Genomic DNA, 21,437 nt, shown 5'->3' with positions numbered 1-21,437 from the left:
GAATCATTGCAAAATGTCTACACTGCTATCTGGATAACAATTGCAAAATATTTGAAGTTATATCTTTACTGAATTGATACTTTTCTTTTGACATAGCAGGATTAATTGCTGCTAAAGGTATTTCCCTTTCATAAAGGGAGCCATGAGTTCGTACGTCTTTAGTATTTAAATAAATACCTTCAATTTCGGCAAATGCATAATCTTCAGAGGCAAAAATGACGTAGTCTCCTATACTATTTATTGGCAAATGATAAAGTTCAGCAGCTTCTTTTTTGTTCAAAATTTCGTCAACTGATATTTGGGTAGACACAAATTGAAAGTATTTTTCCATTTCTTCTGCATTTTTCATATATACATAAAGTGTTCCACCTTCCTGATACCCATGATTTTCAATATATCTATCTTTTATTGGAGGTACGCATACAACATGAAAACCTGCTTGTTCAGATAAATTTTGAAAATTTACAAGAGTAGTTTTTTTATTCATTCCATGATCAGCAGTAATATAAATCTGGCGGGTTGGTTCTAATTCGTATATTTTTTTGATACAGTTATCAATATCGTTTATTTGCTTTTTAGGCTGTTCAGAGTTTGGTCCATAATGATGCATAATATAGTCATTAGTAGTGCAGTACACTATTTCAGGAGATTCTTTTTGTATGCACGTATATGCTGCATCTAAAATCCATTTGCTACCTTCTACACTTTGTATTTTTGGTGGCATAGAAATGCCTAACTGCTCTAAAAGGTTAAGGTCAGGATTTTCAGCACTAATTCCAAAATCAACATCTTCTCCATATACTTCAAGAATTTTTCCTTTTACTGTCAATAAAGCGGTTTTACCACCAATACTTTTAATGTGCTGCAATATTGTAGTAGCTTTCATAAATCCTTTCTCTTGTATAAATCCAGACTTTCCTGTTATGTGATTATAAAAGAAATTTCCTACCATTTGTGTCTCATTTGGCCAAAGTCCTGACAGAATAGAAGCATGATTAACGTTGGTTACTGTAGGAACTGCACCATAAATATTTTTTATGAATCCTTTTTGCTCACATAAACCATAAATATTTGGTGCATTTTCAGAAGTAAAATACTCTGGAGAGCACCCATCAATGACAACAATCATTATTTTTTGCATAATTTACATCCCCTTTAATCAAGACACTTATTTGTTTTTAGATTATCACCTCTATAATGCTTTGTAAAATATGAATAATATAATATAATGATTAGTAAATACTTAACAATATGAAATGAGGGATTTCAATTGACAATTCGTGATTTAGAAATATTTGTAGAAGTTTGTACTCAAATGAGTATGAGTAAAGCCGCTCAAAATTTATATATATCGCCATCATCAGTAAGTCAGTCAATATCAGCGCTAGAGAATGAATATAATACAAAGTTATTTGAGCGATTATCTAAAAAACTATATTTGACTTCTAATGGAAAGGAATTGCTTTTCCATGCAAAACAATTATTATATGATTTAGGGCAAATGAACTTAAAAATGAGAAATCTTTCATATCAAGGATTAGTACGAATTGGGGTTTGTACCACAATTGGTCATAAACTGATTTACCCGATATTAGAGAAATTCCAAGACATTTATCCTTCCGTAAATATTCAAGTTGAAATTGGAAATAGCTCCTACATAGAAGAAAAGATATTATCATATGATTTGGATGTAGCCATTATTCAAATGGAATCTCCTTGCAGTGAGTTAACATATATTGATTTTTTAGATGATAAACTAATGCTTGTTTGCCATCCAGAAAATCCCCTTGCTGAACAAACAATTAAAATTAATCAATTACGTTCAGAACCAATAATAGCCCGTGAACATGGAAGTAGAACTCAAAAAATGCTTCAAGATATTTTTGATGAATCGCATATTATTCCTAATGTTACATGGATTTGCAAAAGTATTGATTCTATAAAAGAAGCTGTAATTCATAATAAAGGAATAGCACTTTTGTCTAAGTACTTAATAGAAGACGAATTAAAAAACAGAAAAATCGCAAAAATAAATTTGGAAGAGTATAACTTTACTAGGAAGTTTTATATTTCTTACCATAAAAACAAGAACTTAACAGAATATATACATAACTTTATAATGTTATGTAGTGCAATAAAGGAGGCAAATGATACAAGGGAAAAATAGGAGGAAGATTATATTAGCAGATACCATTTCTAGAAAATTTATAGAAGAAAATTAAGAAATCTTAAGAGTTTTTTTAGTATAAGCTTAATATTTGTGTTTTATACTACTTTTATAGTAAGGCACAATCAAAAAAATAATAAGTTAATGTGCCTAAAGTGGGGGGATACAGCAAAATGGATGTTAGAGATTTTATAAAACAATATATAAAAAATCCCAAAACAGTAGGTGCTATAGCACCAAGCTCAGAGAAATTAGCATACAAGATGGTTGAGGATATTAATTTCTTAAATGCTTCCTGTATTGTTGAATATGGGCCAGGGACAGGAGTTTTTACAGAAAAAATATTAAGTAAGAAGAAAGATAGTACTGTATTTATAGCTATAGAATATAATGCAGATTTTTATAAAATATTAAAAGATAGGTTCAAATATGAGACAAACTTTATACTTATAAATGATTCAGCAGAGAATTTAAAAGAATATTTAAATAAGTATAATATTGATAAGGTTGATTATATAGTTTCAGGTCTTCCATTTGCAAGTCTACCTAACGCTATGAGTAAAAAAATATTATCAATTACGAAAGATGTACTAAAAGCCAAAGGTGAGTTTATAACTTTTCAATATAGTTTATTTAAAATGAAGCTTTTTAGAATGTATTTTGATAAAATTAAAATAAAAAAGGTGCTGTTAAACTTGCCACCAGCTTATGTTTTAAAATGTAAAAGTTAAATTCCTTTACGTTTCAAAAGCTATTATATTTCGTATAGAGTTACTTTTATGGCAAGAGCGTTTCTGATAGTTTTGTGAAAAATATGTTTATATGTATATTATAGCAGGTATCATTTGAGTCATTCTAAGTTAAAATTAATATTAACAATTTTACAGGCAGGTATGTTTAAGCTTTTTCTCAGAAAGGAAGTATATTTATGGAAACAAATATTTTAGTTGTGGATGATGATAAGAGTATTCGGAATTTAATTAAAGTTTATCTTGAAAATGAGGGATATAATATTTTAGAAGCTTCTAATGGAGCAGAAGCCTTAATTATGCTAAATGAAAATAAGTTTGACTTAATTATTTTAGATGTAATGATGCCGATTTTAGATGGTATAAGTACCTGTATGAAAATTAGAGAAAGCTATATTATGCCTATAATATTTTTATCAGCAAAAGATGAGGAAATTCATAAGATAGAAGGGTTAACGGTAGGTGCTGATGATTATATTACTAAACCTTTTGGATCTATGGAGGTTATAGCTAGGGTAAAGGCTCAACTTAGAAGATATAAAAAATTTAATGCAGAGCCTCAAAATAGCAGCAGTATTACTATTGATGATTTAACTATTAATTTTGATACTCATGAAGTTACAGTGAGAGGTGATAAAATTAAGCTTACTCCAAAGGAGTTTGATATATTAGAATGTTTAGCTAAAAACAAAGGGGTGGTGTTTTCAGTTCAGAAGTTATACGAGACTATTTGGAATGAAAAATTTGCAGTATCGGACACTTCTATTGTAGTTCATATTACTAATCTTAGACAAAAAATTGAAATAGACCCTAAGAACCCGAAATATATTAAAACAGTTTGGGGAGTTGGATATAAGATATGAAGAAAGGGATCATCAACAAAGTAGGAATAAAATTACTGATATTAATTCCTATCGATATAATAATAAGTTTATTATTTTTTGGATTTCTTCTTAATATGATTCATAAGATAATTGGTGACAATATTGATTTTTACGAAAAATATGGAGCTGTCATAGCTATCGTAAGTTTTACATTGGAATTGGTGATTTTTATAGTTATTTTTCTGATTGCAATTAATGGAAGGATTAAATATTTAAAGTATATCAGTAAAAGTGTCACTAATATAAAGACACAGCACTATTTAAATCCTATAGAGACAAAGGGGAATGATGAGATTTCTCAATTAGCTAAGGATATAAATACAATGTCTGAGAGACTTAAAGAAAATTATGAAAAAGAAAAAAAGCAGGAAGAAGCTAAAAACGAGCTTATAGTTGCTGTTTCACATGACTTAAAAACTCCACTAACATCTATTATTGGATATTTGGAACTTCTTAATAAAGATAAAGAAAGTTTTACAGAAAAGCAGCAAGAGTTTTTAAAAGTAGCTTATGAAAAAAGTGAAAATTTAAAGAAATTAATTGAAGAACTTTTTGAATATACTAAGCTTTCAAATAACTATGTGAAACTAAACAGAATTCCATTTAATATAGCTGTTTTAGTAAATCAGATAGTGGGGGAGCATGTTTTATTTTTAGCTGAAAAAAATATAAAGGTTGAAATTGAATGTACTAAAAATGAATTGATTTGTGAGATCGATATGCAAAAATTTATTAGAGTTATTGAAAACTTAGTAAAAAATGCTGAAAAGTATAGCTATAAAGACTCAACATTTAAAATTATAATGTGGGAAGAAGATAAAAATATTAAACTTTCTTTTATTAATGAAGGTAATAATATTAGTAAAGATGACTTGGTGAAGATATTTGATGAAATGTATAGAATCGATAAATCTAGAAATGTTGAAATTGAAGGATCTGGCCTTGGTCTTCCTATTTCAAAGAAAATTATACAACTTCATGGAGGAAGAATTTGGGCGGAATGTACTGGAAATAAAATTAATTTTAATATAGAATTGCCTAAATGTACTAGATAAATTTATCTAAAAGAAATCTTAAGAATTCTTAAGATTTTTCTAGTCCTTTATTTAATAAATGCCATGTACAATGAATCTTGTAGTTAAAAATGTATGAAATTTATAATTTTAAATATAAAAATTACTGCAAGAATAGAGGTATTAATGATGAATAAGTTATTTAAAGGCTTTGCTTTTTTGTTTTGGATAGCAATCCTAGTTGTATTCTTTAAATATCAATTGTATATTGATGGGGCAGGAAAAATAACTAGATTTTTGCAAGCATATCCTAATTATAGTACATTGTCATTTTTAATGATTGCTTCATTTAGGATTTTTACGCTTATTCCTTGTACTGCATTTATTATCAGTGCCGGAATGTTATTTAATCCTGTAAAAGCATTTATTTTAGTTACTATAGCGAATTTATTAAGTGAGATTTTTTTATTTTTATTTGTTAAAGCCACAATTGGTATGGGGTATCAGGAAAAAATAATTAATAAATATCCCAAAATATATTCACTAATTCAAAATAATAATGTTAAAATTTTGGCTCTAGGGGTTTCATCTCCTGTAGTACCATCAGATATAGTATGTTTCTTTTCTACATTAACGGGAATGCCCTTTAGTAAATATGTTTTAACTATATTTATAGCTGATACTCCTGTTATTTTACTATATACTTTCTTGGGGATAAGCATAAACTATTCTCTGTATGTGTTTATTGCAACTCTTATTATAATAATTTTAATGAGCTATGCAAGTTACAGAAAGTGGAATAGCAAAGTTGAGTTATAAAGTTTCTATGGTTAGATGATGTGAGTATGGTTATTTAAGTGAAAAGAGGAATCTAGTATCACTTGCAACTGATACGGTGAACCATATCATAGATAAATGACAACTTTTTTTGCCTTAAGTATTACATAAATTATGTTTTGCATAATAATATATATCATTGATACAGACTTAATGAAAAAGGATTTTCTCTAACAAAGTAAATACTTTAGGTTTATTGACATTTACTAAAAGAAAAAATATTGCTAGAAATAAATATTTCCAGCAATATTTTAATGATAAATTTTCTATTAATATAAAATTATCTAGAGTTTAGATTATATTATATATTTTTATATTCCTTCCTTTACATTATTATAATTTAATTCTTCATAACCATCCTTTTTATGTCCTAAAGATCTTGCTTTTATAATTTTTACTAGTCCATACATTACAACAGCAACTAAAGCTATAGGAATAAAGGTTCTAAGGCTTATTCCACCTTCGTTTGCAAATCCTAGTTTTGAGCAGACTATATACATTGATATCATAAAGAATATTACAAATCCGCAAGCCTCATAACGGTATTTCCATGGTTTTATATCTACAACGTTATTATCTTTCAACGTATATTCTGTAGCTCTTGGTTTTATTTTACCAATAACCAGCATGATTATGCAGCTTACTACAAATAAAATAGCTAATTGATAAAGATAATGTATATCTGGTTTTATTACTAATTGGAGTGTTCCATAAGTTAATACAAATAATACTATAGATATTTTAGCAGCTATAGCTGGAACTTTCTTTGTCACATAACCAATGAATACTATTGTAAATATAGGAACATTGAAGAAGCCATTAACTGTTTGTAAGTATTCAAATAATCCTTGTGGTGCATACATTATAAATGGTGCTATAGTCATAGAAATTATAGCTAAAATAAGTCCAAATAATTTACCCTTTGATATAATTTCTTTATCAGATTTGCCCTTTCCAAATACAGGACTATACACATTTAGCGCAAATAAAGTTGAAGCACTATTTAAAACTCCATTAAATACGCTTAATACTGAACCAAACATAGCTGCTGCAAAGAAACCAATTAATGGTTTTGGTAATACATCATTTACTAGTCTTGAATATAATAAATCTGGGTTTTTAACTCCTGCTCCATAGATATGGAAGGCTATAATTCCAGGTATTATAACTACTAAAGGTGTTAATACTTTTAAAAGACCTGCAAAAATTATTCCTTTTTGCCCTTCTGCTAAGTTTTTAGCTGCTAATGCTCTTTGAATGATTGCTTGATCTGTTCCCCAATAATAAAGGTTAACTAAAATCATTCCTGTGAATATAGTTCCAAAAGGTATTGGATCATGTGATGTTCCTATGGCATTAAATTTTTCCGCATTATTTGCTAATATATTAGATAATCCAGTAGAAAAGCTGCCATGACCAAAATAAATAAGTCCGAATATAGGTACCATTAATCCACCAATAGCTAGTCCTATACCGTTTAAGGTATCAGATACTGCAACTGCTTTTAATCCACCAAGTATAGCATAAATAAATCCTATTATACCGATAACCCAAACCATAATCCAAACACTAGCTGTATAGCTTATACCAAACGTTTCCTGAACGTTAAATATTTGAGCTAGTGCAATAGCACCTGAATAAAGAGTTATTGGAAGTAAATTTGAAACATAACCTAATAAAAATAATATTGAAACTATCTTTTTAACACCTGAATCAAAACGTTCTTCAAGAAAATCGGGTACAGTTGTAACCCCTTGTTTTAAGTATCTTGGAAGTAAAAATAAAGCTACAATTACAAGGGTGACACCAGAACCAACTTCCCAGCCCATAACGCTCATATTACTGCTATAAGCCTGGGCGCTCATTCCAACAAAGTTAGATGCACTTAAATTTGTAAGTAATAAAGATGCACCAATAACGCCACCTGTTAAGCTACGTCCACCTAAGAAGTAAGAATCCTTTGAATTATTTTTCTGTCCTTTTAATTTACGATAGGTAACGGTTGCTACCAATATGATACAAAATAAAAATGAAATAATGGTTAACATGTTTTTTCCTCCTTTTAAAGTAGAAACGTTTACTAAGTCCATAATATTTTCTGAATATTTTTATGGATATTAAATCTTCACATTCCTGTAATCTAGAAGATGTTATTGTTTTCTGTAATCGTTAATCATATTATATTGAAATCGTTCTATTATAAAAATTTAAATTATTAACTTTTCTTATAAAATATTAACTTAATTAAAAATAAATTTTTAAGATGCATTTTATTCTTAACTTGTTATTTTTTTTCATGTGTCTTATAATTTCCTAAGGTGATGATTATGAAGATAAAAAAGATCACAAAAATAAGTAATAGAATAACTATATATTTTTCAATTATAATATTTGCATTAACTTTAGCTGTTACATCATCTATAAGTTATATTTTTTCTAGAGAGATAACTAAGCAGTATAATAATGTTGCGGCGGAGAAAATAAACGTAATTTCTAAAATACTTAATGAAAATTTAGATTCTATAAGAAATGATGCTTACATGATTGAAAACGATAAGAATATTTATGACTATATGTATAAAGTTAATAAAAACAATTCTGCTTATTCGGAGGCTAATACTGAATTTTTGGATAGTCTTTCGGAATATTCCAAATGGAGCAATTATATAAGTTCTGTTATTCCATTAACAACGGATAAAAAAGTAATGGATCCTTTATATTCACAATATCCTTATAGTGAATTAATTTATGGAAACAAGGAATTGGACAACTTCATTGAAAGTGGTTATTCAAACAAATTCTCAGCTCCCAACACTTTTCCATTTAATTATGAAAATCCTGATTACGAAAAAAAGACTAATATAACTTATTTTTCTAGGTATTTAGATAAAGAAAATTACTCGTTATTAGGGTATCTCATGATTAACATAAAGAAAAAGAATTTATTTACAAACATAGATGACTATTGCAATGGAGGCTTTGATAGTACTTTTATTGTTGATCAAAATGGCAATTTGATCTATAAAATAGGAAATATCGATTATGATAAAGCAATGTTAGAAAAAATTAATAATGATACTGTAAAGGTCAAAAATGAAAAATATATTGAATTTAATAGTGTCATTGAAGCATATCCAGAATGGAGAGTTATAGGATTAATATCGTTAGATTCTTTAAATAAGAACCTTAATGATATTAAAGTACTAATTTGTTGCATTGGTATTTTCAGCATTATAGTCGTACTTTTTATAAGTCATATTACTTCAAGAAAAATTACTGATCCTATATATGATATTACAAAGGCAATGAATAAATTTGAAAATGGAGAATGGCCAGATAAGTTGGAAGCTAAAACTGAGGATGAACTTAAATATCTTATAATTAGTTTCAATAAGATGATTCACAATATGAAAAATTTAGTTGAACAAATTTATAAAGAAGAGGAAGAAAATAAAAAACTAGAAGTAGAATCTATGAAAACTCAGCTGGATTTATTGCAATCTCAAATTAACCCTCATTTCATACATAATACTTTAAACACAATAAACTATTTGGCTATAAAAAATAATCAAGGAGAAATAAGAGAACTTATTCAATCATTTAACAGTCTGCTCAGACAAAGTATATCGACAAGCAAAAAGCTTATAACTTTAAAAGAGGAACTTACCTGTACACAAAATTATCTAAAAATACAAAAGTATAGATATGGAGATATAGTTAAACTAGTATGTAATATACCTGAAGAATTGAATAATTGTTTAGTACCGAAACTCATTCTCCAGCCACTTATTGAAAATTCCTTGTATCATGGAATCGTGCCTAAGGGCTATGATGGTACTATCATAATAGATATATCGCCCCAAAAAGATTTTATAAACATAAGAATTATTGATGATGGTGTGGGAATTGGTAAGAAGAAAGCTACTCACAAGGGCTTTAATGGGATAAGCTTGGATAATATAAGTGAAAGACTTAGATTATATTTTGGAAGTGAATATGACTTAAAAGTATATAGCAAAATTGGAATTGGAACTTGTATAGAATTTAATATTCCATACATTTATTAATATATATATTGCAATGCACAGTTTACAATTAACAATTTTTAATTGCAACATATATACAATGAAAAATAGCAAGTCAATGTGTAAGGGAGGTAAAAAACATGTACAAAGTAATGGTTGTAGACGATGAAATACCAGCACGGGAAATTCTATCTTACATTATAAATTGGGAAGAAACTGAATTTAAAATAGTATATAGTGCATCAAATGGTAAGGAAGCATTAGACAAATACTCTGATATAAAACCAGATCTTATTATTACAGATATACAAATGCCTATAATGGATGGTCTAGATTTAATAGAAGAAATACAAAAAATAAATAAAGCACAGAAATTCTTAATATTAAGCTGCTATGAAGATTTTACTTATGCTCAAAGAGCTATGAAAATGGGAGTAACAGACTATTTAATAAAAGATTTAATAACTCCCAATGATCTATACGGAATATTAGCCAAAACTAAAACAGATTTTGATAATATGAAGTTTAAAAGTGCTGAAACTAAAAATGAAAGTAAACTTTTAGATTTTTTTAAAAAGAATAAAGATATCACACTAAGAAAGCTTATATTTAATGACATAAGTGATGATGATTGTTATAGACTTATTGAAAACCTTAACCTTAATTTAAAGGGAAAACTTTTTGCTTTATTCTTAATACAGATAGATAATTTTTTTAAATACATAGAAGATGAAGAATTCTATACAAAAACCTTAAATAATATAATAGAAAATGTTTCTGAAGTTATGGAAGAACTGAGTATTGGAGAATGCTTTTATAGTGAAAATGGGGAATTTACTGCTATTGTGAGACTAACTCCAACCATTAGTGAAGCAGATATAATAAATGAATGTTATTATTTAGCTCAGGAAATAAGACGAAGAGTTTCTATTTTGAATAATATCAGTTTAACAATAAGTGTAAGCTCAACCTTTAAAAAGCCATTTAGAATAAAAAAATACTTTGATGAAGCCTTTAAACTCTCTAAAATGAAGGTGTTTCTAGGTAATGACACTATAATTTTAAACAATACCTTCGTTAAAAACTTAAACTTAGATACTGATACTTTAACTAAAAGAATTAACGCTATCAATATAGCTATTGAGCAGAATGATATGGAAGACTTAAAATTAGAATTAACATATTTATATGGTAAGGATATAAGGGGCTTTATGCAGTTTAATTATCTAAATTATATAAACTCTTCGCTTTTGGATTTAGTAGTAAGAACCTGCAATAGATATTCAATAACTTATGAAGATATTTTTTCAACTTCATACATACCTATAGAAATCCTATCAACAAAGGAAACCGTTGAAGAAATGAGAAGCTGGTTTATTGAGATATTTTCAAAAATAATAAATATCAAATGTAATAATTCTTTTAGAAACAAGTATAGCAAAAAAGTATCTGACTCTATTGAGTACATAAATAAAAATCTGTTTAATCAATCACTAAGTTTAACAGATATAGCAGAAAACATTAATGTACATAAAGTTTATCTTTGCAGAATCTTTAAAGAAGAAATAGGCGAAAATGTAACACAATATATATTAAAGGCTAGAATAGAGAAATCTAAAGAAATTATTATATCTACCAATTATAAGCTTTACGAAATATCAGACAAACTTGGATTTAATAGTCCTCAACAATTTAGTATGCTGTTCAAAAAAGTCACAGGCATGACCCCAAACCAATTTAGAGACTCATATTTTAAAAATTTGTAATTTCGGACTTGCTATTTATCTTTATGTACCTAATTACTATATAAGTTGAGATAATGAAGCCACATAACTATTGCTTACATGAATACGAACGCAAAATATTTAATTCAACTTATATAAAAACTTGTTGAAAGGAATTTATAGTATATGAACAAGAGAATACTTTTAGCTGTTATTTTAATTTTATCTAGTTTTGCTTTTTCCTGCGACACTGTAAGTAACAAACAGGATGCTAAAAAATCTGACTTAGTCATTGCTGTTATTTATAAAACTTTAGATGAAACTTGGTTTCAGGAAGAAAGTGAAGCTGCGAAGAGTCAGGCTTTAAAAATGGGGGCTAAAGAGGTGATTACTATAGATGCTAAAATGAATCCAGATGTGTATTTGTCTGCTTTGGACAACTTAATTACTCAAAAAGTAAACGGAATTTTAATATGCATTCCGGATCAAAAACTAAGTAAAATAACCATAGAAAGGTGTAAGAAAGCAAATATTGCCGTTATCGCCTGTGATGATCCTCTTACTGATGAAGGAAATTATCTTGCTCCATTTGTTGGAATAGATTCTAATCAAATTGGACGAGATATGACTAATCTTATGGTAGATTACTTAGAGAAAAATAATAAAATGACTAATCCGAGGTCCTCTGGACTTTTGCTTATGTCAATGGATTCGGTATCTAGCTGTATACCTAGAACAGAGGGACAATTAGAGACGTTTAAAAACAGATTTCCAAACTTTCCAAAAGAAAATATTTTTCAAGCAGAATATAATGGGCAGTCAGAAAAAAGCTTTTATTCTGCAGCTTCCACTATTACCGATAATAAAAATATTGAAAATTGGTTTGTCATGTCAGCAAACGAAGCAGGCACCATTGGTGCAATAAAGGCACTTGAACAATCAAGCCTTGCAAAAAATGCTGTAGTTGTAGGAGTTGGAGGTTATGTAGCAAAAGATGAATTTCAAAAAGAAAATTCTCCTCTTATAGCTTCTGCATATATAAGCGCTACGGAGGTAGGACAGATTGCATCGCAAGAACTTATGGAAAATCTTTTGGATGGTAAAAATATACCTGATAAGTATTTAGTTACAGACAAAATAATCACTAAAGATAATTATCAAAGCTTAATACTTAAATGATTTGGAAATAATATAAATCAGAAATATTTAGTGTTGAGATCACTAAGCATTTCTGATAACATTAATTTTATTTTAAGGTTATTCAATTGTACCTTTTATCGTTTCAAATTGCTTCAAAAAGTCCATGATCTCTTTGAGCGGTTTTTGCTGTCCATCAAGTAACCATTTCTGCCAAATCGCGTAAACACCAGCTGACATGAAGGCTGTTAGGTATTCATCGTTATCTGCGGCATAAAATCTAGTTATTTCCTCTATGAAAATCTGCTGAATAATTGGTTCATATCCACGGTCAATAGACAAGAGTAAATCATCACCAAACGTATTAAAAAATTGCAATAAGCTATCGAATTTGGAAGAGAATTGAGAGTTTTGACGAATCACATCAAAGACAGCTGCAATCTTTGGCTGATAATACTCATACAAAATCTGCTCAAGCCCGTCAAAATTGCGGTAAAAAGCCATACGGCTCACGCCTGCTTTTTTACAAACTTGAGAAACTGTCAGTGTTGATAATTTTTCTTTTGTAAGCAATTGCAGCATTGCTGTTGTGATAAAATCTTTCGTATCATTTTTGATGGCTTGTGCGTGTTTAGTTGCTGCCATTACAATACCTCCCTTACTGCCACAGATGATCGTTTATGAGTTGATTTTGTCCTAATGACAGTATATACTAAAGGCACAGAGGTTACAAGTGAAACAATAGCTAAAGGAGGAAATTATGATGGAAAAAGAATTGGTTTTAGTAACAGGTGGTAGTGGTTTCATTGCTGTTCACATAATATTGAAACTTTTGAAGCAAGGATATCGTGTTCGGACAACGCTTCGTACAATATCACGCCAAGACGAGGTTAAATCAATGCTCGCTCAAGGTGGTGTAACTGATTTTGAAAACTTGGAGTTCATCAAGGCAGATTTAACAAGTGATAGGAACTGGATGGAAGCTGCAACGGGTGCGACTTACGTTATTCATGTAGCATCGCCAACACCAGCAACCCGTCCAGATGATGGCGATGAAATGGTGAAAATGGCGGTTGATGGCACATTACGTGTGATGAAGGCAGCGAAAGCGGCAGGCGTTAAACGTGTAGTCCTAACTTCTGCTTCCGGGGCAATAATTTCAGGCCATAAATCTCACCCTGAGATTTTTACAGAGGAAGATTGGACGGACTTGTCGGGCGATATTGATGCGTATCAACGTTCAAAAACTATGGCAGAACATGCGGCTTGGGAGTTTGCGAAGAAGGAGAATATGGAGCTTTCAGCGGTAAATCCGGCGGCGGTTATGGGGCCAGTACTAGGCCAAGACTTTTCACACTCCAACCAAGTTGTTCATTTGATGTTGACTGGCAAAATGCCATTCCTTTTAAAAGCTGGCTTTGATTGCGTTGATGTGAGAGACGTCGCAGACTTACATTTGCTCGCAATGATACGTTCAGAAGCCGTAGGAGAGCGGTTTCTTGCTACGACAGGAGAAAATTTGACATATAAAGAAGAAGCGAAAATTTTGAAGAGATGCTTAGGCAGCACAGCGAAAAAGGTCCCAACCAAAGAAATACCAAATTTTATCGTGAGATTTCTAGCACTTTTTATCAAAGATTTGCGTATGCCAGCTAAGTTTTTAGGCCAAAACACCGCTTGTAGCAATGCAAAAGCTAAAAAATTGCTTGGCTGGCAGCCAAGATCAGCAGAAGAAGCAATTATAGCAACCGCGAAAAGCATGGTTGAGCTCGGGTTGATTTATAAATAGAGATTCGATGCTGACAATGCGGCAAACTAGTTGTAGTTTTAAAGAAGTTTAGCAATTTAAACAGAGTTTGATTAAAATTACAAAATGGTAAGGCTATATTTATAATGTATAGCCTTATGAATATAATAGCAAAAAGTAGCATAGGCTAGGCATTTTAAGAAAGTTAAGATGTCTAGTTTTTGTTGCACAAAAAATATTACTGGAAATTAAAATTTCCAGTAATACTCTAATAATAAATTTGCTATTATAACAAAATTATCATTCAAAAGATGAAAGAAGGCTATGTTTGAACCAATGAAGTTTGAAGTTTCTTTACATCGCTTTTAGGAGGTAGTCCGAACATACGTGTATATTCTCTGCTAAATTGGGATGGACTTTCATATCCTACCTTGAAAGCGGCATCTGCGGCATCCAAGTTTTCGGTTAGAAGTATATGTCGTGCCTCCTGCAATCTAATTTGCTTTTGATACTGCATTGGACCCATTCCAGTTACTTTTTTAAAATGACTATGCAGGGAAGAAGTGCTCATATTAACTTCTTTTGCGAGAGCTTCTATCCGTAGTGGCTTATTAAAATCACGAGTGATAACATTAATAACCCTTGCTATACTGCGAGATTGAGTTCCCATCAAGGCAAATTGGCTGACTTTATATCCTTGTTCGTCTTTTAGAACATGGTAAAAAATTTCCTTGATGATAAGGGGCGCAAGAAAGGGAATATCATCTGGGGAATCAAGCAGTAGAAGAAGCCTAGTTATAGCCTCAAGCAGTGAGGATTTATTTTTGCTCACAAATACTCCGCGGCCACAATTAATTTTTTTATGAGCTAGCTGGTTGGATTCGTTTAAGATACTTAGAATCAGATCAGCATTGAAAAAAAGTTGTATACCTAGATACGGCTTATCGTTTGAAGCATTGAGTATTTGACCTATAATCGGAAGCTGCACTGAAGCAACCAAATAGGATGAGGGATCGTATTGATATGTTTCATCTACAAGGGTTACTAATTTAGTGCCTTGCGCAACAATACATAATGATGGATCATAGACGGTATTGAGTGGTTCGGTAATATCTGACATACGAAGCAAGTATAGGGATGGAATAGCAGTTTGATGAGATCCATCGCTAGTTACCAGACGATTTAAAATGCTGGCTAAGTTCTGTTGCATCTGCAGGATTTTGTCCATTTTGTCACCTACTTTTTTATTTAATGATGACATAATTATATATATATTTGGACGATTAGGCAATAATCAAATATTTTTATGATACCTCTCTTATTCCTGTCTCTAGTATAATAAAACTGAAGTTAAGCCTGGTGACGCAAGATTATGACTTTTGTTATAAGGAATATATCAGCAATTAAAAGTGTAGCTTTTATAATATATAGCATAGCCAACTAATAGTCAGCAAAATTAACTAAATTAAAAAGTATTAAAGGAGATAAAATATTATGAGATTATTATTTGATAAGACTTTTATAAACAAATTGGAATTAAAGAATAGATTTATTCGTTCAGCTACCATTGAAAATATTGGAGGTAAGAATGGGCATTTATCAGATAAAGTTATAAAGTTGTACGAAGATCTTGCAAAAGGTGGTACTGGACTTATTATTACAAGTTCAATGTATCTTACTGAAACATCACAAATTTTTCCTGGACAGTTTGGTCTATACAATGATGAACTTGCAGAAGAGTACGCAGAGTTTACATCGATAATCCATAAATTTGGTAGTAAAATTTTTGCCCAATTTGATCACACTTGTTTTAATGGAAAAATAGTTGGACCTAATGACTTAACAATTGATGATATTAAAGTAATGGTTAGTGAATTTGGTGATGCAGCAGCAAGAGCTAAAAAAGCTGGCTTTGATGGTGTTCAAATTCATTCAGCTCATGGAGGATTATTTAGTCAATTTTTAATCCCTCGTTTTAATAACAGAAATGATGTATATGGAGGAAGTATACAGAATAGAGCAAGAATAATTTTTGAAGCGTACAAAGCTATAAGAGATAATGTAGGTTTAGATTATCCTATTGCAATAAAAATTAACTCTGAAGATTGTCTGGAAGATGGAATGTCCTTTGATGAATGTAAACAGGTATGCAAAGAATTAGAGAAACTAGGGATGGATGCTATTGAGATCAGCGGAGGTACGAATTCATCAGGACCGAATAAAAGCTTTGCAAGAAAAGTATCAAAGAATGATACACCTTATTTTAAAGCTTATGCTGAAGAAATGGCAAAGATTCTTAATATACCAGTTATTTTAGTCGGAGGTAATCGTGATTTTAATGTTATGACAAATATTTTAAATGAAACTTCAATTGAATACTTCTCAATTTCAAGACCTTTATTATGCGAAAGTGATTTAATTAACCGTTGGCAAGAAGGAAATTTAGAACCTGTTAAATGTGTTTCTTGTAATAAGTGTTTAGAGGCTATAGGAAGTGGTAACGAAGGAATTTGCATTTTTAACAGATAAATATTCTTTATCTTCAAATACAATATGAGGAGGTTATTTTATGAAATTATCTATTATATACCACAGTGAATCAGGAAAAACAAAGAAGGTTGCTGATGCCATGGCAAATACTATTAAGGAAATAGGTAATCTGGAAGTAAAAGCAATGAGTATCGATGATATTGAGGAAAGCTTCATAAATGAATCTGTTGCTGTTATTTTTGGATCTCCCACCTATTGTGGCACATGCTCCTGGCAAATGAAAAAATTCTTAGATACGTCTGTAAAAATAAATTTAAGTGAAAAATTAGGAGGGGTATTTGCCACTGGAAACTATATTGGGGGCGGCGCTGATTTTGCTGAAATCACATTATTGGGTTGTCTGCTTGTTAGAGGAATGTTAGTATATTCTGGTGGAACAAAGCAAGCACCTACACATTTTGGCGCAGTGCTTACTAATGTTGAAGATGAACTTCAAATCAATAAAGCAGAAATATTTGCTAAGAAATTTGCTAATAAGGCTTTAGAATTGTTTTAATAAAGATAATGAATTAAATCTCTCATTAAAACTTTTTTGATCTTTTTCAGTCCACCCTCGCTCTGCTAATTTTTGTAAAGCTTCTTTACTATAAGATTTTTTGCCAAATCTCTCATATATTCTCGTTGCTAAATATTTATTCATCCAAGTTGGTTTAAGTTCTATCTGTACTGCATGAACTACTTTTATAATTGATTTATAGTCATACTGATCTGCTTTCAAGAATTTTTCTGTTTCTTCAATAATATATAAAATATTTAAAATTTGTTGATTTTCTATATTATATCTCTATAATACTTCTAATTGCTCCATGTATAATAGTGCTATTTTATTCTTTTCATCAAATCACTATGTAGAGCATTAATATGTTGAATATGATATAACCCTTCTTTATGTTTACTTCTTTTTATATGTTTGTATACTAAGATAAATAAACATTTGCAGATTATTGCATAAAAATTATATGCAATTAAATAAAAAATAATTAATTAGAATATCACATTATTTGGAAATGAGTTGGTAATATTCTAATTAGTTATTTCATAGTTAGATGATTGGTGAAATATTAATATTGCCTTAAGTAAAAAGACAATCAACATATCAAGAATTAATGCTGATTGTCTTTATTTATATAAACTTATGATAATAGACTAGCTCTATTATTTTTTTATAAATTTATACGAAACAGATACTATCACAAGTATGCTGAATGCGATATAAAAACCTATTCTAAAATCGCTCACGCCTAAACTTATAATAAGTAAAACAGCTATAATGATAATTGTGATAATCGCACTTAATCTTCCTTTAATAAGTGGGGAGTCATATATTTCATTTTTTTCTCTGTGCTTTAACCAAATTATATAAGTTAATAAATTGACAGTCCAGTTAAAAAAAGAAAAATATGAGGAGGAAGATATTAAATAATTAAAAAGTTTTGTACCTAAAGCAAAAGCTATTAGAACAATTAATATTGAAATTACTCCAGTTGTAAGCCAAGAATACTTAAGTAATCCTCTGGCGGTAAAAATTTTTAACTGTTTTGGAGCATCATTTGCTTCTGACAGTGATGAAAGTATTTGAACACAACTATAATAAGTACCTATCATTACAGAAAATGTTGATACTAATATAACTGCATTTATTAAAGCAGATGCCCATCCGTAACCTATATTGCTAAAACTCTGAACAAAAGGAGATATATCAGTATTTATTAAGTTCCAAGATACTGTAGAAATAATAACAAACATAGAAAGTATATAAAGAAGAATAATTCCTATTGTTAAAAGAATTGTTGCCTTAGGTATTTCGATGCGAGGATTTCTTACTTCTGAAGTTGCCATGGCAACAGTACTAACTCCTGCATAAGTAAATATTACTATTAACATTGATTGGAGGAAACCGGATACTCCATTAGGAAAAAATGCAGTAAGACTGGTAAATGGATTTTTTGGGGGAAGAATACCATTTCCTGAAATGAAAAAAATCCCCAATGCAACAAAAAATATTATAATAGCTATTTTTGCTATAGACATTATAGACTCTATGTATCCAAAATATTTGGTTCCAAGCCTATTTATAAATATCACTATAATTAAAGCAGCTAGAGAAAATATAGAAGATGAAATGTTTGGAATCCAGTACTTTAAAAATATGCCTGCGGCAATAGCTTCAGAACCTAGTGTTAAAATTCCAGAAATAAATATTACCCATCCTAATAAGAAACCTGTAAATTTTCCCATGTATTGTTCTGCGTATACTCGGAAAGAACCTTTAACAGGCCTATTTATACTTATACTTGTCATTGAACCAAGCACCTGGGACATGATTAAACCACCAAATAAAAATGCAATTATAACTGAAGGACCAGCTTCTCTTATGGCTAAGCTTGAACCTAGAAAAAAGCCTCCACCGATTACTCCACCGATTCCTATTCCTGCTAGACTATAAGCATTCAAACCTCCTTTTGATATATTATTAGCGCCATTGTTTATATAACTTTTTTGTTTTGAATGTATCACATATAACCCTCCTTAGTACAAATTATATTTAGTATTCCACATTTTATTGTTTTTAATAGAATTAATCTAGAAATAAAATAATTAATTCAACGTTATAACATGTTTATAAATAATAAGGTGTTTATAAGTGTAACAATATTTTGATAAACTTGAAGTTTATGACGCATACTAATATAGACATTCATAAAAATCATAAATATTTATACAACAAATAATGAGTTTCCATGATATGGATAGTTAGGGGGTAATATTTAAATGTCAAACTTAGTAATTAATACAGTCATAAAGACAATTGCAGCATATGCTTTCGCATTAATCTTAGCAAGAATTTTGGGAAGGAAACTTATATCTCAAATGACATTTTTTGATTTTGTAGTAGGTGTAACGATGGGAACATTGGTAGCAAATGCAATGGTAGATTCAACAAATCTATCATCATCATCTGTAGCAGCATTATTAATAATAACAGCTTTAAGTATAGGAATCGCTTTTCTTAATATCAAAAGCTTTAAGATAAGAAAAATGACTGATTCTGAGCCTGTAACTTTAGTGAAGGATGGAAGTATTGTAGAAGAAAATATGAAAAATACTAGAATGACAGTTGGAGAATTAATGATGAAGATGAGAGAAAAAAATGCCTTTAGTTTAGCTGATGTAGAATTTGCAATAATGGAAACTGATGGAGAGTTGTCTGTGCTTACCAAAGCCGATAAAAAGCCAGTGACTCCTTTACAAATGAATATTAAAACTCAAAGTGAAGGGCTTATGAAAGATGTGATAATCGATGGTGAGTTAATGGAAGAAAATTTAAAAACTGCAGGAGTAGATAAGAATTGGATTAAGAATGAGTTGCAAAAGCAAAATGTTAAAGATTTTTCAGATGTATTTTATGCAGGTATATATGGCAATAAAAAACTACATATATCAAGAAAATCCGAGAAAGATCAGGAGAAACAGGGACAATATGGGATAGAGTAGTATAATCATTACTCCATTATTTTTACATAGGAGATTTTTATTAATATAAAAGCACACAAATTTTTATAATATTAATAAAATGGAAGTGAAAAAGTTATATTTAGGAGAAATAATATTTATGGAATACCATAATAACTTAGAGGCTACAAACGGGAAATTTCTTGAAGCAATTGGAAATTTAAATGAAGCATTTTTAGATGAAAGAAGCGATTTAGTATACTATGAATATCTTGCTAATATAGCACCAACAGCTAGAGAAAGAAATATAATATATTCTATAATGCAGGATGAACGTGTAAATGCAATTTTATTAAGAAGGATGTATCAGGAACTTTCAGGCATCGACATTACACATGAAGCAAAGGAAAAACTTGTAATGCCTCAATCGTATCTTGCAGGTATTAGCGAGATAATAAATAGAGAATCGAGGGAGATTGAGAGATATAAAAGAATTAGAAAAGGATTTCCGGATGGGTCATCATATATACAAACGCTATCTAACATAATTACAAGAGAATTAAATAACATTACTCAGCTTAATACTATACTATCATCAAACAGCACTTTAAATAATTCATCATTAAATGAGAATTACTTACAGCAGCATACAGCTAATTTCACGTTAGATGATTGGGATAGGTTTATAAGACCATTAGTTAGTAGCATTTTATCAGAAGATGGGGATAGTAACTCAATACGATTTTTTCAAAAATTAATTTTAACAGGAATACTTATTGGTTTAGGAAATAAACCTCTAGAAGCAATTGAACTGGTGGAAAGATGGCAGCAAAATGAAAATTCTGATTCCTATGGAGTTGGTAAGTTGATGTATGAAAATTAATTAGTATTATTATGAACATATATTATAAATTTTTATAATAATAATAAAGAATTCACCAAATTTAAATCTATTATTTTTGCTCCCTGCACATAGGGGGGCTTTTTGTTTTCTTAACATAACAATATGATTTTGGATATTTAATTATAAGCACACAGATATAGAAGAGTGTTTTTTGAATTATATTAAATAACCTTAAAGTTAATAGAAAATAATTTTGACCTGTTGTAAAATGAAATTGAACTAATAAAAAATCCATAGTTGATTATTC

19 protein-coding genes are annotated in these 21,437 nt (G+C 29.8%); 13 read left to right on the top strand and 6 right to left on the bottom strand.

The window, feature by feature from the left end:
* Positions 1–25 precede the first annotated feature (25 nt).
* Positions 26–1,141: an alkaline phosphatase family protein gene (locus tag CLOBL_RS14900; RefSeq protein WP_077859763.1), complete on the bottom strand. Its 1,116-nt coding sequence runs from the start codon at positions 1,139–1,141 to the stop codon at positions 26–28.
* Between the two features lie 129 nt (positions 1,142–1,270).
* On the opposite strand from CLOBL_RS14900, the gene CLOBL_RS14895 reads away from it, so the two are divergent.
* The 5 genes from CLOBL_RS14895 to CLOBL_RS14875 all read left to right on the top strand — a co-directional run bounded on the left by CLOBL_RS14895 (position 1,271) and on the right by CLOBL_RS14875 (position 5,632).
* Entirely contained in the window at positions 1,271–2,167 is an 897-nt protein-coding gene (locus CLOBL_RS14895; protein WP_242953851.1) for a LysR substrate-binding domain-containing protein, read from the top strand.
* A 173-nt stretch (positions 2,168–2,340) separates the two neighbouring features.
* Entirely contained in the window at positions 2,341–2,898 is a 558-nt protein-coding gene (locus CLOBL_RS14890) for an rRNA adenine N-6-methyltransferase family protein (RefSeq protein WP_077859762.1), read from the top strand.
* A gap of 197 nt (positions 2,899–3,095) precedes the next feature.
* Positions 3,096–3,779: a response regulator transcription factor gene (locus CLOBL_RS14885; RefSeq protein WP_077859761.1), complete on the top strand. Its 684-nt coding sequence runs from the start codon at positions 3,096–3,098 to the stop codon at positions 3,777–3,779.
* Entirely contained in the window at positions 3,776–4,855 is a 1,080-nt protein-coding gene (locus tag CLOBL_RS14880) for a HAMP domain-containing sensor histidine kinase (protein ID WP_242953850.1), read from the top strand. Before CLOBL_RS14885 ends, CLOBL_RS14880 begins: the two co-directional genes overlap by 4 nt.
* Positions 4,856–5,002: 147 nt before the next feature.
* Positions 5,003–5,632 (top strand): VTT domain-containing protein, encoded by a 630-nt coding sequence (locus CLOBL_RS14875; RefSeq protein ID WP_077859760.1) that lies wholly within the window; start codon positions 5,003–5,005, stop codon positions 5,630–5,632.
* A gap of 329 nt (positions 5,633–5,961) precedes the next feature.
* On the opposite strand, the gene CLOBL_RS14870 is transcribed toward CLOBL_RS14875, so the two are convergent.
* Complete coding sequence (locus tag CLOBL_RS14870; RefSeq protein ID WP_077859759.1) at positions 5,962–7,698, bottom strand: solute:sodium symporter family transporter; 1,737 nt, start codon at positions 7,696–7,698, stop codon at positions 5,962–5,964.
* Positions 7,699–7,977: 279 nt separating this feature from the next.
* On the opposite strand from CLOBL_RS14870, the gene CLOBL_RS14865 reads away from it, so the two are divergent.
* From CLOBL_RS14865 to CLOBL_RS14855, 3 genes are all read left to right on the top strand, one after another.
* Positions 7,978–9,717: a sensor histidine kinase gene (locus CLOBL_RS14865; protein ID WP_077859758.1), complete on the top strand. Its 1,740-nt coding sequence runs from the start codon at positions 7,978–7,980 to the stop codon at positions 9,715–9,717.
* A gap of 98 nt (positions 9,718–9,815) precedes the next feature.
* Positions 9,816–11,441, top strand: a complete 1,626-nt coding sequence (locus tag CLOBL_RS14860; protein ID WP_077859757.1) for a response regulator — start codon at positions 9,816–9,818, stop codon at positions 11,439–11,441.
* 144 nt (positions 11,442–11,585) lie between these two features.
* Positions 11,586–12,578, top strand: coding sequence for a substrate-binding domain-containing protein (locus CLOBL_RS14855; protein WP_077859756.1), 993 nt, complete (start codon positions 11,586–11,588; stop codon positions 12,576–12,578).
* 78 nt (positions 12,579–12,656) lie between these two features.
* Here the strand turns inward: CLOBL_RS14855 and CLOBL_RS14850 are convergent, their stop codons facing one another.
* On the bottom strand, positions 12,657–13,181 hold the full coding sequence (locus CLOBL_RS14850) for a TetR/AcrR family transcriptional regulator (RefSeq protein ID WP_077859755.1): 525 nt from the start codon (positions 13,179–13,181) through the stop codon (positions 12,657–12,659).
* Between the two features lie 115 nt (positions 13,182–13,296).
* On the opposite strand from CLOBL_RS14850, the gene CLOBL_RS14845 reads away from it, so the two are divergent.
* Entirely contained in the window at positions 13,297–14,325 is a 1,029-nt protein-coding gene (locus tag CLOBL_RS14845; RefSeq protein WP_143323877.1) for an aldehyde reductase, read from the top strand.
* Between the two features lie 280 nt (positions 14,326–14,605).
* On the opposite strand, the gene CLOBL_RS14840 is transcribed toward CLOBL_RS14845, so the two are convergent.
* Positions 14,606–15,511: an AraC family transcriptional regulator gene (locus CLOBL_RS14840; RefSeq protein WP_077859753.1), complete on the bottom strand. Its 906-nt coding sequence runs from the start codon at positions 15,509–15,511 to the stop codon at positions 14,606–14,608.
* Positions 15,512–15,777: 266 nt separating this feature from the next.
* Here CLOBL_RS14840 and CLOBL_RS14835 point away from each other — a divergent pair, with 266 nt between their 5' ends.
* Together CLOBL_RS14835 and CLOBL_RS14830 are read left to right on the top strand one after the other, a co-directional pair.
* On the top strand, positions 15,778–16,812 hold the full coding sequence (locus tag CLOBL_RS14835; RefSeq protein ID WP_077859752.1) for an NADH:flavin oxidoreductase: 1,035 nt from the start codon (positions 15,778–15,780) through the stop codon (positions 16,810–16,812).
* A 40-nt stretch (positions 16,813–16,852) separates the two neighbouring features.
* Positions 16,853–17,329 carry a flavodoxin family protein gene (locus CLOBL_RS14830; RefSeq protein WP_077859751.1) on the top strand — a complete coding sequence of 159 codons (477 nt, stop codon included), beginning with the start codon at positions 16,853–16,855 and terminating at the stop codon, positions 17,327–17,329.
* On the opposite strand, the gene CLOBL_RS14825 is transcribed toward CLOBL_RS14830, so the two are convergent.
* Positions 17,315–17,551 (bottom strand): hypothetical protein, encoded by a 237-nt coding sequence (locus CLOBL_RS14825; RefSeq protein WP_077859750.1) that lies wholly within the window; start codon positions 17,549–17,551, stop codon positions 17,315–17,317. The two genes, CLOBL_RS14830 and CLOBL_RS14825, sit on opposite strands and share 15 nt — an antisense overlap.
* Positions 17,552–17,988: 437 nt before the next feature.
* Positions 17,989–19,350, bottom strand: a complete 1,362-nt coding sequence (locus tag CLOBL_RS14820; protein WP_077859749.1) for an amino acid permease — start codon at positions 19,348–19,350, stop codon at positions 17,989–17,991.
* A gap of 255 nt (positions 19,351–19,605) precedes the next feature.
* Between CLOBL_RS14820 and CLOBL_RS14815 the strand changes: the two genes are divergently transcribed.
* Both CLOBL_RS14815 and CLOBL_RS14810 read left to right on the top strand, forming a co-directional pair.
* Positions 19,606–20,328: a DUF421 domain-containing protein gene (locus tag CLOBL_RS14815; protein WP_077859748.1), complete on the top strand. Its 723-nt coding sequence runs from the start codon at positions 19,606–19,608 to the stop codon at positions 20,326–20,328.
* A 118-nt stretch (positions 20,329–20,446) separates the two neighbouring features.
* A complete protein-coding gene (locus CLOBL_RS14810) occupies positions 20,447–21,169 on the top strand; it encodes a ferritin-like domain-containing protein (RefSeq protein ID WP_077859747.1) in 723 nt (240 codons plus the stop codon).
* Positions 21,170–21,437: the final 268 nt, after the last annotated feature.

It is taken from the genome of Clostridium sp. BL-8, assembly GCF_002006495.1.
Classification (GTDB): Bacteria; Bacillota; Clostridia; order Clostridiales; family Clostridiaceae; genus Clostridium.
This window is presented reverse-complemented; position numbering and strand designations above follow the sequence as displayed.

Bases quoted from the DNA above. Each gene is read 5' to 3' on its own strand.
- CLOBL_RS14885 (WP_077859761.1), top strand. From the start codon at position 3,096: ATGGAAACAAATATTTTAGTTGTGGATGATGATAAGAGTATTCGGAAT.
- CLOBL_RS14880 (WP_242953850.1), top strand. From the start codon at position 3,776: ATGAAGAAAGGGATCATCAACAAAGTAGGAATAAAATTACTGATATTA.
- CLOBL_RS14860 (WP_077859757.1), top strand. From the start codon at position 9,816: ATGTACAAAGTAATGGTTGTAGACGATGAAATACCAGCACGGGAAATT.
- CLOBL_RS14890 (WP_077859762.1), top strand. From the start codon at position 2,341: ATGGATGTTAGAGATTTTATAAAACAATATATAAAAAATCCCAAAACA.
- CLOBL_RS14815 (WP_077859748.1), top strand. From the start codon at position 19,606: ATGTCAAACTTAGTAATTAATACAGTCATAAAGACAATTGCAGCATAT.
- CLOBL_RS14845 (WP_143323877.1), top strand. From the start codon at position 13,297: ATGATGGAAAAAGAATTGGTTTTAGTAACAGGTGGTAGTGGTTTCATT.
- CLOBL_RS14865 (WP_077859758.1), top strand. From the start codon at position 7,978: ATGAAGATAAAAAAGATCACAAAAATAAGTAATAGAATAACTATATAT.
- CLOBL_RS14900 (WP_077859763.1), bottom strand. From the start codon at position 1,141: ATGCAAAAAATAATGATTGTTGTCATTGATGGGTGCTCTCCAGAGTAT.
- CLOBL_RS14850 (WP_077859755.1), bottom strand. From the start codon at position 13,181: ATGGCAGCAACTAAACACGCACAAGCCATCAAAAATGATACGAAAGAT.
- CLOBL_RS14855 (WP_077859756.1), top strand. From the start codon at position 11,586: ATGAACAAGAGAATACTTTTAGCTGTTATTTTAATTTTATCTAGTTTT.
- CLOBL_RS14810 (WP_077859747.1), top strand. From the start codon at position 20,447: ATGGAATACCATAATAACTTAGAGGCTACAAACGGGAAATTTCTTGAA.
- CLOBL_RS14835 (WP_077859752.1), top strand. From the start codon at position 15,778: ATGAGATTATTATTTGATAAGACTTTTATAAACAAATTGGAATTAAAG.
- CLOBL_RS14830 (WP_077859751.1), top strand. From the start codon at position 16,853: ATGAAATTATCTATTATATACCACAGTGAATCAGGAAAAACAAAGAAG.
- CLOBL_RS14870 (WP_077859759.1), bottom strand. From the start codon at position 7,698: ATGTTAACCATTATTTCATTTTTATTTTGTATCATATTGGTAGCAACC.
- CLOBL_RS14875 (WP_077859760.1), top strand. From the start codon at position 5,003: ATGAATAAGTTATTTAAAGGCTTTGCTTTTTTGTTTTGGATAGCAATC.
- CLOBL_RS14840 (WP_077859753.1), bottom strand. From the start codon at position 15,511: ATGGACAAAATCCTGCAGATGCAACAGAACTTAGCCAGCATTTTAAAT.